The sequence below is a fragment of the Hymenobacter sp. genome, assembly GCF_035709525.1.
Lineage (GTDB): Bacteria > Bacteroidota > Bacteroidia > Cytophagales > Hymenobacteraceae > Hymenobacter.
Genome location: NZ_DASTEP010000207.1, coordinates 21877 through 38016, shown reverse-complemented (window position 1 = coordinate 38016; position 16140 = coordinate 21877). Strand labels below are relative to the sequence as shown.

General features: G+C 66.4%; 14 protein-coding genes. 5 read left to right on the top strand and 9 right to left on the bottom strand.

The window, feature by feature from the left end:
• Positions 1-283: 283 nt before the first annotated feature.
• Together VFO93_RS18070 and VFO93_RS18065 are read right to left on the bottom strand one after the other, a co-directional pair.
• A complete protein-coding gene (locus VFO93_RS18070; RefSeq protein WP_325135784.1) occupies positions 284-541 on the bottom strand; it encodes a hypothetical protein in 258 nt (85 codons plus the stop codon).
• Positions 542-586: 45 nt separating this feature from the next.
• Positions 587-1255, bottom strand: a complete 669-nt coding sequence (locus VFO93_RS18065; RefSeq protein ID WP_325135783.1) for an HD domain-containing protein — start codon at positions 1253-1255, stop codon at positions 587-589.
• A gap of 268 nt (positions 1256-1523) precedes the next feature.
• Here VFO93_RS18065 and VFO93_RS18060 point away from each other — a divergent pair, with 268 nt between their 5' ends.
• A complete protein-coding gene (locus VFO93_RS18060) occupies positions 1524-2519 on the top strand; it encodes an NAD(P)H-dependent glycerol-3-phosphate dehydrogenase (protein WP_325135782.1) in 996 nt (331 codons plus the stop codon).
• Here the strand turns inward: VFO93_RS18060 and VFO93_RS18055 are convergent.
• A complete protein-coding gene (locus VFO93_RS18055; RefSeq protein ID WP_325135781.1) occupies positions 2512-2982 on the bottom strand; it encodes a DUF3592 domain-containing protein in 471 nt (156 codons plus the stop codon). The two genes, VFO93_RS18060 and VFO93_RS18055, sit on opposite strands and share 8 nt — an antisense overlap.
• A gap of 238 nt (positions 2983-3220) precedes the next feature.
• Between VFO93_RS18055 and VFO93_RS18050 the strand changes: the two genes are divergently transcribed.
• Together VFO93_RS18050 and VFO93_RS18045 are read left to right on the top strand one after the other, a co-directional pair.
• On the top strand, positions 3221-3649 hold the full coding sequence (locus tag VFO93_RS18050; RefSeq protein ID WP_325135780.1) for an EamA family transporter: 429 nt from the start codon (positions 3221-3223) through the stop codon (positions 3647-3649).
• An 81-nt stretch (positions 3650-3730) separates the two neighbouring features.
• Positions 3731-4381, top strand: a complete 651-nt coding sequence (locus tag VFO93_RS18045; RefSeq protein ID WP_325135779.1) for an HAD family phosphatase — start codon at positions 3731-3733, stop codon at positions 4379-4381.
• 33 nt (positions 4382-4414) lie between these two features.
• Here the strand turns inward: VFO93_RS18045 and VFO93_RS18040 are convergent, their stop codons facing one another.
• The 6 genes from VFO93_RS18040 to VFO93_RS18015 all read right to left on the bottom strand — a co-directional run bounded on the left by VFO93_RS18040 (position 4415) and on the right by VFO93_RS18015 (position 12842).
• Positions 4415-6175, bottom strand: a complete 1761-nt coding sequence (locus VFO93_RS18040) for a hypothetical protein (protein WP_325135778.1) — start codon at positions 6173-6175, stop codon at positions 4415-4417.
• 68 nt (positions 6176-6243) lie between these two features.
• Positions 6244-7965, bottom strand: a complete 1722-nt coding sequence (locus VFO93_RS18035; RefSeq protein ID WP_325135777.1) for a hypothetical protein — start codon at positions 7963-7965, stop codon at positions 6244-6246.
• A gap of 43 nt (positions 7966-8008) precedes the next feature.
• Positions 8009-8581, bottom strand: coding sequence for a Maf family nucleotide pyrophosphatase (locus tag VFO93_RS18030; protein WP_325135776.1), 573 nt, complete (start codon positions 8579-8581; stop codon positions 8009-8011).
• A 78-nt stretch (positions 8582-8659) separates the two neighbouring features.
• Positions 8660-10006 (bottom strand): DUF1015 domain-containing protein, encoded by a 1347-nt coding sequence (locus VFO93_RS18025; protein WP_325135775.1) that lies wholly within the window; start codon positions 10004-10006, stop codon positions 8660-8662.
• Between the two features lie 131 nt (positions 10007-10137).
• Complete coding sequence (gene pdxH, locus VFO93_RS18020; protein ID WP_325135774.1) at positions 10138-10797, bottom strand: pyridoxamine 5'-phosphate oxidase; 660 nt, start codon at positions 10795-10797, stop codon at positions 10138-10140.
• 92 nt (positions 10798-10889) lie between these two features.
• Positions 10890-12842, bottom strand: a complete 1953-nt coding sequence (locus tag VFO93_RS18015) for a hypothetical protein (RefSeq protein WP_325135773.1) — start codon at positions 12840-12842, stop codon at positions 10890-10892.
• A gap of 160 nt (positions 12843-13002) precedes the next feature.
• On the opposite strand from VFO93_RS18015, the gene VFO93_RS18010 reads away from it, so the two are divergent.
• A complete protein-coding gene (locus VFO93_RS18010; protein ID WP_325135772.1) occupies positions 13003-13560 on the top strand; it encodes a YqgE/AlgH family protein in 558 nt (185 codons plus the stop codon).
• Between the two features lie 92 nt (positions 13561-13652).
• Positions 13653-16043 (top strand): DUF349 domain-containing protein, encoded by a 2391-nt coding sequence (locus tag VFO93_RS18005; protein ID WP_325135771.1) that lies wholly within the window; start codon positions 13653-13655, stop codon positions 16041-16043.
• The last annotated feature ends 97 nt before the right edge of the window (positions 16044-16140 follow it).

Below are 16140 nucleotides of genomic sequence, written 5' to 3'. Positions count from 1 at the left end.
TTTAGCTGTTAGCTGGCAGCCACTGGCTGCTGGCTACTGTTCGAGAAAAGCAGAAAAGTAGCCCGCGGGCCGACCGCCGGCCACTGGCGCTAGCTGCCAGCAGCCCAAGCTACTCGCCGGGCGCGCTACTTTTATGCCCGCGCAAGATACGGCAAAAAACCCGCTTTTCCTAGCGTTTGCGCCACTTTGAGGGCGCTTCCCTCCTCCCCCCGACGCCGGGCCATGCGGCGGTCCTGGCCCGGCAAAATGGCCGATTCGGCAAAAAGCCGTATTGCCCAGCTTTTTAGAGCGAGCGGCTGTGGTCGGCCTTCTGGCGCTTGTTCGAGCCCTGCTTGTTGAGCTTGACGCGCTCGCCCACGGCCGGGTTTTGCAGCTTCCAGATGGGCCGGGCGCGGTACTTCACGCCGTTGTGCATGTGCACCTTGCGCACGTGGCACGAGTCGAGCGGGCAGGTGCGGCAGCCGGCCAGCACCAGGCCCGCGAGCAACACCAGAGAAAGCGGCCAGCGGGCCGGCAGGATAGTAGCTACGCGCAGTTTCATCGCCCTAAAGGTACAAGCAGCCGGCCCGGAACCCCGCACCCGCCCTTACCGGGCCGGCGTACCCGCATCGGCACTCTCCCACTCGGCCAGAAACTGCGCCACGAACTCCTCCATGAACGCGTGCCGGCGCTGGGCCAGCTGCCGGCCGGCCGGCGTGTGCAGGCGGTCCTTGAGGTGCAGCAGCTTCTCGTAGAAGTGGTTGATGGTGGGCGCGGTGCTTTGCTTGTACTGCTCGAAGTCAGCGTGCGACACGGGCGGCGTGGCGGGGTCGTGCATGGGACGGCCCTTGTGCTCGCCGTAGGCGAAGGCCCGCGCCACCCCGATGGCCCCGATGGCGTCGAGCCGGTCGGCATCCTGCACCACGGCCGCCTCGGGGCTGCTCGCGGGCGTGGCCACGCCCAGGCCCTTGAAGCTCACTTCGCGAATCACCTGCTCGACGCGGGCGATAGTAGTTTCAGGCACCTGCTGGCTCAAAAGCCAGGCGCGGGCGGCGCGGGGGCCGGCCTCGTAGTCGCCGCCGTGGTATTTCCAGTCGGCGATGTCGTGCAACAGGGCGGCCAGCTCGGCTACTTCCAGGTCGGTGCCGGGGGTTTGGGCGGCCAGGGCGCGGGCCACCTGCCACACGCGCCGGATGTGCGGCCAGTCGTGGCCCGAGCCTTCGGCTTTAAATTTCTCTTCGATGAAAGCGGCAGTGGCGGCGATAACAGCACTCATGTAAGCTCAGCGTAAAATTATGTTGCGGGACAAGCGCCGCAAAAGTAGCAGCCCGCGCCGGGGCACCGGCAGCCATTGCGCCCCCCCCCGAGCCCCTAGCGGCACACGCCCGCGCCCAGCCGCCGAACGCAACCAGTTCATGCGCGCGCGGCAAAGGGATTTGGGGCCAAGAATCGGCCCGCCGGCCTAGCTTGCGGCCTGAATTCCCGCTGGCTTGCCGCCCGGCCGGCTACCTGCCGGCCGGGCGCAAGCCCAAGCTTACCCTACGATGGAAAAAATTGCCATGCTCGGCGGCGGCTCCTGGGCCACCGCGCTTACCAAGATTCTCTCCGAAAACGGCGCCCGCGTCGACTGGTGGCTGCGCGCCAAGGACGACGTGCAGCACTTGCAGCGCACTGGCCACAACCCGCGCTACCTCTCGGCCGTGCAGTTCGACCGCAACCTGGTGTACCCCACCACCGACCTCGCCGACGCCGTGGCCGAGGCCGACTGGCTGGTGCTGGCCGTGCCCGCCGCCTTCGTGCAGCCCGTGCTCGACAAGCTGGGCCGCGACGCGCTGCGCCACAAAAGCGGCGTAGTATCGGCCATCAAGGGCATGCTACCCGGCAAAAACGTGCTCGTGACCGACTACGTGCAGGAGCGCTTCCGGCTGCCCGCCAGCCGCCTCGGCGTAATCGCCGGCCCCTGCCACGCCGAAGAAGTAGCCCTCGAAAAGCAGAGCTACCTCACCATCGGCTCGCCCGACGTGAGCGGGCTGGCGCAGGGCTTTTGCCAGCTGCTGCGCAACCGCTACGTGAGCGCCCACCCCGCCGCCGACCTCGACGGCATCGAGTACTGCGCCGTGATGAAAAACATCATTGCCCTCACCGGTGGCATCGCCCACGGCCTGGGCTACGGCGACAACTTCCTGGCCGTGCTGGTGAGCAACGCGGTGCAGGAAATCCGCCGCTTTTTGCAGGCCATCTCGCCCCAGCCCCGCGACCTCTCGGCCTCGGCCTACCTCGGCGACTTGCTGGTGACGGCCTACTCGCAGTTTTCGCGCAACCGCACCTTTGGCAACATGGTGGGCCGCGGCTACTCCGTGAAGTCGGCCCAACTCGAAATGAACATGATTGCCGAAGGGTATTATGCTGTCAAGAGCATTCACGAGCTCAACCGCCAGCTCAAGGTGAACATGCCCATTACCACGGCTGCGTATAATATTTTGTACGAGCGCATTGCGCCGGCCGTGGAATTGGAGATACTGAAGGAGAAGCTTAGGTAAATAATAATTCTAAGGCTGTCCACGCACTAGCTACTGCAATCAGCGTGAATACAAGGAGCAACGCATAGCTACTAAAAAGCTGATTTTGATTTATTTCTTGAACAAACAAAAATTTTGTTGGCTTATTTTTATCATAGAGCAAATAGGCTTCCTGTCCGTCATAAAATTCAACTTCACCACCTCCTGCACTTTCACCTTCAAGTATTTTACCATCCGGTAGTTGATAACGCACTTTTGGCACCAGATACGTCTCGAAATTACCGCGTCCTCCACGCTGTACGCTGCGTTGACTGATAATAAGCCCTAATGCCTGTACACCGACACGCTGCATTTTTTTGGCAAATCGAATACCCCGTAAAATCGCACTTGCAGCGTAGCCCGTTGCCAGTGCACCAATAAGGATAAATAGCGCCATAGTTTTAGGCGTTTGCAAGCCACTGACAAGCAATAAGTCTAAACCCATAGAATAGTGCATAGTAACCCGTTACCTTTGTCCCGTTTCATTTGGAGATGAAGAAAGGGTTCCAACAAACCCCCACTTCAGAAACCCCGGTCTGTTCCAGCAGCCGGGGTTTCCCTTTTTCAAGGGCTACCGTAAGTTGGGGGACAGACAGAGTTATGAGTTAAAAGTTATGAATTTTGAGTTGGTAACACCACTCCTTCTCCAACTCAAAACTCAAAACTTTTAACTCATAACTCTCATGAACTGGCTTCCCCTGGCCCTGCTCACGGCGCTGTGCCTGGCGGGGTATAATTTCTTTATCAAGCTGGCCGCCGAGCATTTGCCGCCCGCCGTGGGCGCGGTCGTCCTGCAATTGGTGGCGGCCGGGCTGGGCGCGGCGTGGCTGGTGCGCCTCAAGCTGCAAGGGCAGCCGCTGGCGCTCAGCGGCAAGGGGCTGGGGCTGGCGGCGCTGGCCGGGCTCAGCGTGGGGCTGGCCGAGATTTTGACCTTTGTGGTGTTTAAGCGCGGGGTGCCGGCCTCGGTGGGCACGCCCGTGATTGTGGGCGGCTCGGTGCTACTGGCGGCGGTGCTGGGGCTGGTGGTGCTGCGCGAGGCGCTCTCGCCGGCGCAGGCGGGCGGGCTGCTGCTCATCGTGGCGGGCATCGCGCTGCTGGCGCGCGGGCACTAGGTGGCTCTGTAGCGCGAACTACAACGTGCGCGCTGCAGCGCCCTTGCCGAACCCCGGCGCGCCGAGGCGGTTTACGTGCCGATGAAAGCATTTATTTTCGACCTCAACGGCACGATGGTCCACGACATGGACTACCACACCCAGGCCTGGCAGCACATTTTTAATCACGAGCTGGGCGGCAATTTCAGCTACGACGAGGTGAAGCCGCAGATGTACGGCAAAAACGAGGAGGTACTGGCGCGGGTGTTCGGCCCCGGCCGCTTCACGCCCGCCGAAGCCGCGCAGCTCGCCCACGCCAAGGAAACGCGCTACCAGGAAGCCTTTCGGCCGCACCTACGGCTGCTGCCGGGGCTGCCTGAGTTTCTGGCCGCCGCCCACGCGCGGGGCATCAAGCTGGCCATCGGCTCGGCGGCCATTCCGTTCAACATCGACTTCGTAGTTGATGGGCTGGATTTGCGCGCCTACTTCCCCACCATCGTGAGCGCCGACGACGTAGCCCTGAGCAAGCCCCACCCCGAAACTTTCCTGCGGGCGGCGCAGCTCCTCGGCGTGGCCCCGGCCGACTGCCTCGTGTTTGAGGACGTGCCCAAGGGCGTGGAGGCCGCCGCCCGCGCCGGTATGGACGCCGTGGTGCTCACCACCACCCACCCCGCAAGCGACTTTGCCGGGCTTGCCAACGTGCGGCATTTCGCGCCTGACTTTACAGGGGCGTTTTTCCAAACCCTACTGTAAGCTGCCCCCTAAACTATCCCACCTGCGGGCGGGCTACGGCAGGGGCTCCGTTGCCAGGGGCAACAGTACCACGTGCGCGTCGGCATAGGCGGCGGGCCGGCCCGCCGGGCGGGCCAGTTGCAACTTATAAGCCGGACCGGGCCGGGGCAGCCAGATGTGGGCGGGCATTACCCCGCCCGCCAGCACCAGGGGCAGCGGCGGCTCCCCGGCATTGAGCGCGTAGTGGTTCCAAAACAGCGCATACGCCCGGGCCGACTCGGGCAGCCAGACGCGCCGCGGGTGCCGGGCCCGCAGCCACCGGTAGGCCCGCCGCAGCTCCTGCTGCTGCCGGGCCTGCTGGCCGATAACCACCTGCTCCCGGTGCAGGCGGTAGCCTCCGTAGCCAGCCAGCACGGCCACCAGCGCCGCCAACACGCGGCGCGGCGTGGGCTGGCGGCGTGCGCGCGGCCAACCCCAACCCAACCCCACCTGCGCCGCCAAAGCCACCAGCACAAACAAAAACAGCAGCACCGCCAGCAGCGTGCGCGCCGGTGGGTACACTCGCTGGCCGAGCACCAGCCCCAGCCACAGCAGCAGCTGCGCGTAGGCCAGCCAGCCCAGCCGCCGGGTAGGCTCGGGCAGGTGCCCCCGCGTCAGCACCAGCGGCGTGAGGGCCGCTACCGCCACAAAAAAGAGGGCGCTGACCAGCCGCTGCCCCAGCAGCTCGCTGGCCGTGCCGAGTAAATAATACGGGCCGACATGAGGCCAGAACTCGGCCGGGCTCAGGCGCAGCACGTAGCGGTTGGCCACCAGGGCCGGCCAGCCCGATACGGCCACTACCGGCGCGTAGAGCACCGCCACTACCAGGCCCACGCCCAGCGTCAGCACGGCCAGGTGCAGCCAGCGCAAGCGGCGGCCGCGCCCCCGCCCGCGGCTAAAGCCTACCAGCAGGGCAAGCCCGAGCCCCAGTAGCGCGTAGAGATGCGTGGGCACGGCATACAGCCCCAGCACCGCGCTCAGGCCAAACACCACCCAGGCCCGCTGCCGGCGGCGGCGGCCCGCGCCCCGGGGCTGTAGCAGCACCAGGCTGGCCGCCAGGCCGGCCAGCAGCGCCGCCAGTGCCCAGCCGTAGCCGCGCCCCGCCACGGCATAAAACGCCGGCAGCGGCGACAAGCTGAACAGCCCCCAGCTCAGCGTAGCCACGCTAAAAGGCAGGTAGCGCAGCAACAGCTCGTAGCCCAGCCCCAGCACCACCAGGCCCAGCAGCGTGGGCAGCAGCCGCAACGCCAGCAGGGCATCGGCCCCCGGCAGCAGCCCGTGCACCGCCCCGACCAGCAGGTTGGGCAGAAGGTGGTTATTGGGAAACGGATAGTAGCTGGCCGTCAGGGCCGCGCCGGGCAGCACCGCAAAGTCGTAGGAGGCTACCTCGTCCAGCGTCAGCGGGTAGCCGAAGGCATACCAGAGGTGCACGCCCGCCGCCGCCAGCAACACCGCGCCTGCCACCAGCCGCTCGTTGCGGCTCAGGGCCACCCAGCGGGCTGTGGGCGGCGGCCGCCTGCCGCGCACAGCTCGCCGCCCACGCCGGCGGCTGGCCACCAGCCCGGCGGCGGCTACCAGCGCGGTAGCGGCCAGGCCCAGGCGCAGCGCCGCGTAGCGTTCGGGCGTCAAGGGAAATTCCTGGCCGGGCACCAGCCCGTAGTTGGGCGCCGTGATGCGGGCCGCGAAGGCCGGATAGGGCGTCGTCGCATACAGCAGCCCCAAGGCCAGGCTGGCCAGCAGCAGCATGCTCAACACCAAACGTACTAAAAAGCGCATAGCAAAAAAGGGCCTCGCCGGGCCATCAGGGGCCCCAAAAATCAAACAGAATTACTCAGACCCAACGGCTAGTACAGCACGAACACCGCCGCCAGGGCATTACGAAAAGCCAGCTTCCCGCCGGGCGGGCCGGGGGCCCCGGGCTGCACTATGAGGTAGCGGTAGCGCACCCCCGGCCGCGCCGCATACTCAATCTGCCAGGCCCGGTGGCGCTGCCGGGTGTGGGCGTAGAAGCGCACCACCTCGGGCTGCCGCGCTACCAGCACCGCGCCGGGCGGCTGCGCGGCCAGCCAGTCGATGAGCGGTGCCCCCAGCTGCCAGCCCCAGCCGCGCTGCCACAGGGCCTCCTGGCGTTGCAATTGCCACAGCTGGCTGCCGGCCAGCAGCAGCGTACCCGCCAGCAGCGCGCAACGCAGCGGCCGGCGCGCGCGCGGCCCCACCCGCCAGCCGCCCCACGCCGCCAGCAGGGCCGCCAGCAGCGCTACGTACTGCGCCTTGTAGAACAGCGTGCGCTCGGGCAGCGGCAGCCGCAGGGCGGCAGCCAAAACATATGGCAGCACGAAAAACCACACGCTGGGGCCGCCCAGCACCACCACTGGCCGCCGCAGCCCGGCGGGCAGCCGGCCGGCCCGGCCCAGCCGCCACAGGTAGCCAAACCCGCCGAGCACGGCCAGCACCAGGGGGGCCATCAGCAAGTGATGCGTTTCGCGCAGGCCCTCGGGCACCAGGTGCCAGAACTCGGCCACCGACAGCGCCTGCACGTAGGGGTTGTGCAGCAGCGCGGCCGGGCCCGACAGCAGCAGCAGCGGCGCGTAGAGCACGGCGGCCCCCAGCAGCGTGAGGCCGCCCATGCCCCCAATAAACAGCAACTGCCGCGCCCGCCCGGCGCGCACCGCCCGCCAGGCCAGCCAGCTATACACTGAGGCCAGCAGCAGCGCGTGCGTTGGCACCGTGTACAAGCCCAGCACGCCGCTCAGCACCAGGGCCGCCCAGGCGGCGCGCGCGCGGCCGCCGGCCGGCCGCGCCAGCTCCAGCAGCGCAAAAAAGCCTACCCCGCCCAGCCCCACCAGCAGCCAGTAGCCGCGCCCGGTGGCCGCATAGTGCAGGCTTTGGCCGAGCATCCCAAACCACAGCACCGCCCACCCGGCCACCTCAAACCCACTGCGCCGCCGCAGGCCCAGAAACCAAAACCCCGTGGCCACCGCGCTGGTGAGCAGCACCGGCAGCCGCATGGCCCACCAAAACCCGGGGTGCACCTGGTAAAAGCCCCAGGACAGGGTGTTGCTCAGAACGTGGTTGTTGGGCAGCGCGTACACGGCGCTCACCGCCAGCAACGGCTCACGCACAAACAGCTCGTAGGACGTCGCATCGTCGTAGGGCTGCGCCACGGCGCTCCAGTAGAGGCGCAGGGCCGTCAGCCCCAGCAGCCCCACGCTTGCCCAGCGGCGCTGGGCGGGCGCGAGCGTTCGCCAGCCAGCCCCCAGCCCCCGCCCGGCCCCGGCCACCTCCTGCCCCAGGGCGCGCACTTCGGCCCGGCCGCGGCGGGTAGCGGCCAGCCAGCCGGCGGCCACCGCCGCCCCGGCCGCCAGGCCGCGCAGCAGCCAGCGCAGGGCCTCGTAGTCGGCCGCCGAGTAGGCGCGCGCCGCCCACTCGTAGGGGTAGCGCTGGCGCAGCCCCACGGCCACCGGGCCGCTCGCCGTTTGCAGCACCAGCGCCGCGTAGCCGGCGCAGCCGGCCAGCAGCAGCAGGCCGAGCAAGCCCAGAAACCGCCCTGCCGGCGGCGCGGCCACGGGGGGCAACGACGGCCGGTCGCTCCTCAACTTCCACACAAGCCTAGCGGGCGGTCAGCTCCGTGAGGGCCGCCCACACGCGGTGGGTAGGCAGACCCATCACGTTGAAGTAGGAGCCTTCGAGCCGGTCGATGGCCGCCAGCCCCAGCCAGTCCTGCGCGCCGTAGGCCCCGGCTTTGTCGAAGGGCTGGTAGTTGAGGACGTAAAAGTCAATCTCGGCTTCACTTAAAGCCCGAAAGTGCACGGTGGTTTCGTCGGCAAAAACCACGGGCGGGCGGCCATCGCCGGGCAGCAGGCACACGCCGGTGTACACCTGGTGGGCGCGGCCTTGCAGGCGGGTGAGCATCTGGCGGGCCTCGGCGGCATCGGCGGGCTTGTTGAGCACGTCATCGTCGAGGCACACGATGGTGTCGGCAGTCAGCAGCAGCTCGTCGGAAGCCAGGTCGGCGCGGTAGGCCTCAGCCTTGTGGCAGGCCAGGTACTCGGCTATTTCGGCCCGGCGCAGGTGCGCGGGAAAGCTTTCATCGACCTCGCGCAGGCGAATTTCATACGTCAGCCCGAGGTCGGAAAGCAGCTGGCGGCGGCGCGGCGAGCCGGAGGCAAGTATCAGGTTCAAAGGCAATGAGCAATTAATAATGAGCAATGAGCAGGGAGGCCGGGCCCGGCTTTCTGCTTTCTGTTTTCTCTCTACTTTCTATTCGCCGGTGCCTGCCTGAAAATACCGCTCGAAGGCCGACGCATTAGCTCCCTCTTCCAGGCTGGTGAACAGCAGCCCGGCCAGGGTCTTGGGGTAGAAAAAGGTGGACTTGGCCGGCATCACGGCCCCCGAGTAACACACGGCCTCGACCTGGGCCATCGTCACCTCGTTGGTGAGGAAGGCGGCGCGGGCCTCGCCGCGGTCTACTTGTTGCAGGCACTCGGCCAGGCCGCGCACGTAGGCCACGCCCGGCCAGGCGCGCTGCGCGTCGGGGCCCACGATGCCCAGCACTTTTTCGAGCACGAAGAAGTGCAGCACCGTGAGGTCGAGGTCTTTGACCTCGGGCGTGGTGGGCCAACTCAGTTCGGCGTGGACTTCGGGGCGCAGGCGCAGCTTGTAGGCCGCGCCACCGGGCAGGTAGAGGCCGAACGCCCAGCGCTTGCCGGCCATCAGCTCGGGCAAATCCTGGGCTTCTTCCTGGGGCCGCACCGTGAAGTAAGCGGCCAGCCGGGTCAGCAATTCCTCGTCGGTGAGGTGGCCGGGCAGCTCGCGCAGCACCCGGTGGGTGGGTAGAATGCGCAAATCGTCGCTGGCGGCGTTGGTGAGGTACATGAGGTGGTAGTTCCAGGGCTCGCGGCCGCTGTAGCCGCCGGGGCCGGCGGCCAGCTCGCGGGCCTGCCGGTAAGCCAGCGAGCCCTCGTAGCGGTGGTGGCCGTCGGCCAGTATCACCTGCCGGCTCGCCAGCACCTGCTGAAAGCGCCGGATGGTCGGCGCGTCCTGAATGACGGCCAGCACGTCGCGCGCGCCCTGGTAGTCTTCCTCGGTCTGGCAGAGCGGGGCCTGGATGGCCTCGTCCATCAGCGCTTCCAGCTCAAAGGTTTCGTCGCGGTAGAGGCCGTGGGTGGCGCTGGTTTGGAACTGCAAGGCCGCCAGCAGCTCGGCGCGGTCGTTGACGGCGGCGGGCAGCGTGTTTTCGTGGCGCAGCACTACCGCCTCGGCCCAGTCGTAGGCCCGGATGTGGGCCATGAAGCCCTTGCGGCAGCGCTCGCGGGCCTCGCCCGGCAGCCGGAAGTACTGGTAGTACACGTAGATGCCGGGCAGCCCATCGGGCAGCAGCACGCCCTCGGCCTGCCAGCGGGCCAGCCGCCGCGCGGCGGCGGCGTGGGGCGCGGCCTCGGCCTCGGCGCGCGGCACCGAGAGGTGAATGCTGTTGAGCGGGTTTTGGTAGAGCGCCTCGCGCTGGCGCACGCTCACCACGTCGAAGAGCGGCGACACCACCGCGTCGATGTCGGCGCTCAGAATAGGATTGTAGCGCCAGCCGCGCACGGGTTGAATCTCAGCCACGTTTTCATTTAACAGTTAACATTTATCATTTATCATTTAACAGCTTATCAATCACCATTAGCCAAGGAGCTGATTCGTATGACACCACTCCCACTCAGCCTGTTAAATGTTAATTGACACCTGTTAAATGACTACGGGGCCAGGCGGCTGATTTTCCACGCCTGGGTGCCCACCGGGCGCTCATACACCAAGCGGTCGTGCAGGCGGCTGGGGCGGCCCTGCCAGAACTCAATGCGGGTGGGGCGCAAAATGTAGCCGCCCCAGTGCGGCGGGCGCGGCAGCGGACTTTGGCCTTCAAAGCGGGCTTCTATTTCGTGTTCGCGGGCTTCGAGCTCCTCGCGGCCGGCGATGGGCTGGCTCTGGGGCGAGGCCCAGGCCCCTACCTGCGAGCTGCGCGGGCGGCTCTGGAAGTACTCGGTAGACAGGTGTTCGGGGGCTTTTTCGACCCGGCCCTCTACCCGCACCTGGCGCTCGAGGCCAGGCCAGAAAAAATTGAGCGCGGCCAGCGGCTGGGCAGCCAGCTCGCGGCCCTTCTGCGAGTCGTAGTTGGTGTAGAAAAGAAAGCCCGCGTCGTCGGGCAACCCTTTGAGCAGCACCACGCGCTGGCTGGGCTGGCCGGTGGCCACGTCCACGGTAGCCAGGGTGAGGGCGGCGGGCTCGGGCAGCTGCGCGGCCACGGCCTCATCGAGCCACTGCCGAAACTGCTGCACGGCATCGGGGCGCACGTCGGCTTCGAGCAGCGTGCGCTGAGCGTAGGTCTGGCGCAGGGCAGCGAGTTCAGAATCAGTCATACTTGAAAAAATAAACTACGGCAGCTTGGTTAAGAAAAGCGCAGCGGCGGGCGGCTCTATGGAAAGTATTCCAACCAACTCAAAACTCTTAACTATTTCTTAGGTTGCCACTCGTAGAGCGAAATGGAGCCCTCGTGGCGCAGGCGGCGCATGTGCTGCTCCTGAATGAAAGCGGGCACGCGGTTGAAGAGCGCCAGCGCCTCGGGCCGGTCCTTGAGCAAGTCGCGGTAGTAGTTGTTGGCCCCCGAATAATACGCCGAGTCGAGGTACACCAGGATGGGCCGGTTGTCGAGGCGCGCCAGCAGGCTGGGCTCGGGCCCCTCGGGGCGAAACATGGTAGCGAGCTCGCGGGCCTGGTAATTGGGCGTGCGGGTGGCCTTGTGGGCCATCAGGGGCAGGCCCGTCACCATGCCCAGCTGGTAGGTGCGGTTGCAGAGCGGGTCGTCGGGGTCCACGGTGTACGAGAAGCCCTGCTCGGTATTTTCGCTGCCCACATGGTAGTAGGGCAAGGTCAGCAGGGCCTGGTAGCGGCTGTGGTCGAGCCAGCCCACCAGGGCGCTCACGTCGGCCGTAGCCGGCGGGGCCAGCAGGTTGGGGCGCTGGGTGATGGTTTTGTAGTGGTGCGTCGCGTGCAGCATATCGACCACGGCCAGGCTCGCCAGCACTACCCACAGGCCTTGCAGCCAGCGCACCGGCCGGGCCTGCGCCACGCGCCAGGCCTGGCCGGCGTACCAGGCAAAGCCCAGCACCACGGCCCACCAGAACGGCCAGATAAAGCGCCCCAGTGCCCGAAACTGCGTGATGCGCTCCGTGACCTTATGCACCCACACAAAGGGGTTGAGGTAGTTGTGCAGCACGTAGCCGCCGTTGTCGATGTCGATGGTTTCGCCCAGCGCGGCCAGCGCCAGCGGCACGGCCGCGAGCAGCAGCAAGCCCAGAAAATCGCGGTTGGCGTCGGCCGCCGCGCTGGGCAGCGCGGGCAGCCACTGCGGCGCGATACCCTGCCGGCGCCGCTGCCGCATCACCCAAGCCAGCACGCCCACCACGACCAGCCCGTAGAGCACAAACGCGCCCAGGTAGGCCGTCGACTCGTAGGGCACGCCGGCGGTGCGCTCCAGAAAAAAGCGGATTTTGTAGAAATCGTGCCCGCGAAAGAGCGTGCCAAATTGAAATTTCCACTCTATCCAGTCGTAGCCGCCACTGCCCACCGGGCGCTCGGCGTGGCGCTTGTCCAGCACTTGCAGCAGGCCGTAGGTGCTGGCCAGCAGCCAGGCCAGCAGGGCCGCCGCGCGGCCGGCCAGCGCCCGCCAGGGCCGGTGCGCCAGCGCCTCGCGGCCCGCCCACAGCCCAAAGAAAAAAGCCAGCCAGCCGCCTACGATGCCCAGGTAGTAGAAGTGCAGCCAGGCCGCCGCCGTAGTGGCCAGCCCCAGGCCTACCCACCAGCGCCCCGTGGGTTGCCCCGCCCGCCCGGCCCGAAACAGCCCTTGCAGCAGCCACAGCGGCAGCAGCACGGCCGGCGTGTAAGCCAGCGACATGTGGCCCACGTTGAGCCGGAAGGTTTGCGGGCTCAGCCAGGGCAGCGCCACGGCCAGCACCAGGGCCAGCCACACCGGCAAAGCCAGCCGCCGCAGCATGCTCACCAGCAGCAGCGTGCTCAGCACCAGCCCCGCCAAGGTAAAGCCATCGTAGAGGTACAGGCCGTAGGGCGCCAGCGCCGGCACCAGCTGCACCAACACGTGCAGCGGAATGCTGACCAGCGGCGAGGTATCGGTGTAGTACACGTACTCGCCGAAGGGGTAGTTGTGGCCGTGTATGAGCGCGCCCTGGCTCAGGGGCTGCCGCAAAAAGCTGGCGACCGAAAAGTAGCTTTTGATGCCGTCGTAGTGGTCGATAATCAGGTACTGCCCCGGATGCAGCAGCAGTTGCCTAAAGGTGCGCCCCAGCACCAGCAACTGTGCCAGCCCCGCCACCAGCCCCAGCACCCAGGGGCGCTGCCCCCAGCCGGCCGAGCGGCGGCCGGCCGGGGAAGAAACAGTAAAAGCCATACGCTACGAAAACACCTGTTACCGAAATTGAAATAACCCGCTGCCTGGGCAGTTGCGGCAAAGGTAAGGAGGGGTTTGGCGCGCGCGCCCCAAAAAAATAACCCCACGCAAAAGGCCCCCGGCGGCACTATCGGGCCGTTTTTCGCGTACCTACTCTTCTATGAAGCCCGGAACCCTTCTCATTTCGCAGCCCTTTCTGGGCGACCCCAACTTCGAGCGCAGCGTCATCGTGCTGTGTCGCCACAGCCCCGACGAGGGGGCGTTTGGGCTGGTGCTCACCCGCCGCACGCCCGTCACGCTGAGCCAGGTGCTGGAGCTGCCGCTCGGCGAAGCCGGCCCCAGCGCGGCGTTGCCGCTGTACGTGGGCGGCCCGGTGCAGCCCGATACGCTGCATTTTTTGCACCAGCACGCCGAGCTGCCGGGCGCCCAGCCGCTGGGCCAGGACATCTACTGGTCGGGCGATTTTGACGCGCTTATTTCCCTGATAGACAGCGGCGCTATCCTACCCGATACGGTGCGCTTATTCGTAGGCTACTCGGGGTGGTCGGCGGGGCAGCTGGAAGAGGAAATCGAGCGTGGCTCCTGGATACGGCAGCCCGCTAGTGCCGGGAAAGTATTTACTTTGGCGTCTGATGCGTTTTGGCAAGGCATCCTGCGCGAAAAAGGCGGCCGCTTCCGGGCGCTCTCCAACTATCCGCTCGACCCGCGCCTGAATTAATAGTTTTTCGATTTCGCCCCCTCGTCCGGCTCCGGCCCCGTTTTTACATTTTTCCCGGCCAAGGCCGGGAGCCGGCTTTTTCGCTTTTGAGTATGCTTCCCGAAGAAAACCCCACCCCCGCCTCGTCATCGCCCGCCGAAGAGAATCCTGCCGACCGCATGAGCATCCTGGAAGCGCGCCTGGCTGAAATCCGGGCCAAGCAGGGCGGCGACGACGCTGCCGCCACGCCCGCGCCGGCTACCCCGGCCGCCCCCGCCCTCAGCGACACGCCGGCCGAAGCCGCCGTGCCCCCCGGCGGTGGGGCCACCCAAACCGAAGCCGACCCGCTGCTCTCGGAGCCCGGCCTGAGCGAAGCCCTCGACGTGCCCGCCCCGGCCCCCGTGAACACGCCCGCCGACACCGCCTCGGTAACGCCCGAGGCCGCAGCCACCGTCGCAGCCGATGAGCCTGTATCAGCCCCGCAAGCCCGCGCCGTGGCCCACTACGGCGACAGCATGGCCCCGGCCGCTGAAGGCACGTCGGCTACCGAGGCTACCCCGGCTACCGACGAGGCTGCCCCCGTTATCGCCCTGGCCCACGCCGAAGACATCGACAACACGCCCGACGTGGTAGCTACCCTGCCCACCTCGGCCACCGAGTCGGCCGCCGAAGCCCACCAGGCCGAGGTAGCCCACATTTCGGCAGAGAACAACGGTGCTGAAGGCAACGAAGCGACCACTGAGGAAGGCGACGACTACGTGCCCGAAACGGCCGCGCCCGACTTCGCTACGCTCGACCTCGACAGCCAGGCGACCTACCTCATCGGCCTGCTGCGCCGCCCCGACGCCCGCCGCAACCGCCAGCAGATTTTTGAGCTCAGCCGCCAGTACGAGGCCAACGTGGCCAGCGCCCGCGCCGCTTCGCGCCAGAAGCTGGCCGACGACGCCAACGCCCCGCAGGAATTCAGCTTCCAGCCCCCGGCTAGCCAGGCCGAGCTGAATAAGGCCCTCCAGGAATTCCGCGAAGGCCGCGCCCGCGACGCCAAAGCCGAAGACCAAAGCCGCACCCAAAATCTGGCCCGTAAGCAGGAACTGCTAGCCCAGCTGCGCCAGCTGGTGGAAAGCGCCGAAACCAAGGACAGCTCGCAGAAGCTCAAGCAACTGCAAGCCGACTGGAAGGCTACCGGCCCCGTGCCCCAGACCGACAGCCAGGAAACCTGGAACACCTACCACGGCCTGCTCGACCGCTACTACGCCAACCAGGGCCGCTTTTACGAGCTGAAAGAGCTGGACCGCCGCCGCAACCAGGAAGCCAAGGAAAACCTCATCGCCCGCGCCGAAGCCCTGATGGCCATCCCCGGCATCAACAAGGCGCTCGATGAGTTGAAAAAGCTGCACGACGAGTGGAAGCACATCGGCCCCGTGCCCGGCGAGCAGCGCGAGCCGCTGTGGCAGCGCTTCCTGGCCGCCTCCGAGGCCGTGCACCTGCGCCGCAAGGAGTTTGTGGACGTGCGCTCGGCCCAGGAAGGCGAAAACCTGAAAGTAAAGCAGGCCCTGCTGGAGCGCGTGCTACCCTTCGCCGAGTTTTCGACCGAGCGCGTAAACGAGTGGCGCTCGCGCACCGACGAACTCCAGGAAATTAAGAAGGAGTGGGAAGCCACCGGCCCGGTGCCCCGCGCCCAGGCCGACCAGCTCAACAAGCAGTACTGGAACGCCTATAAGGCCTTCTTCAACCGCAAAAACGATTTCTTCAAGAGCCTCGACTCGGAGAAGAATACCAACCTGCAAGCCAAGTACGCCCTCATCGAGCAGGCCGAAGCCGCCCAGCAAAACCCCAACTTCGACGAAGCCCGCACCATCATCATCCGGGTGCAGAAGGAGTGGAAAGACATCGGCCGCGTGCCCGAAAAGCAGGCCGACAAAATCTGGAAGCGCTTCCGCGCCGCCTGCGACGGCGTATTTGAGCGCCCCAAGCAGGAAACCCGCCAGCGCGAAGAGCGCCAGTCGACGGCCAGCGCCGAGCAGGCTGCGCATTTGGATAAACTCGCCCAGCAAGTAGCCGCACTCTCGCCCGCCGAGCCCGGCACGCTCGAAGGCTTCCGTGGCCTAATTACTGACTGGCAGACGCTTGACATAGCCGAAGGCCAGCCGGGCACCGGCACCAACGACCGCGGCGAGGAGCAGTTTCTTGCGCTTATGGGCAAGTACCTCGACAAAACCGGCGGCATTACCCCCGCCGAGAAAGAGAACTTGCTTTTCCAATTGGAAATAGCCCGCCTCAAGGCGCGCCCGCAGGCCCAGCAGGCTTTCGCCCGCAAGGAAACCAACCTGCGCCGCGAAATCCAGGAACTCGAAAACGACGTGGCTACCCTGCAAACCAACCTCGACTTCTTTGGCCGCTCGAAAAACGCCGACCAGTTGCGCGCCGAGTACCAGGGCCGCATGAGCGAGAGCAACGAGCGCATCGCCAAGCTCAAAAAACAGTTGAAGCAGCTGCGGAGTTAGTAGTTCAGCATCAAGCTAAAAAGCGGCTGCCGACGGGCAGCCGCTTTTTTTATGCGGTTTTGCTTGGCTCGTGGGACTTGCCTGCTTACTTTTGCAC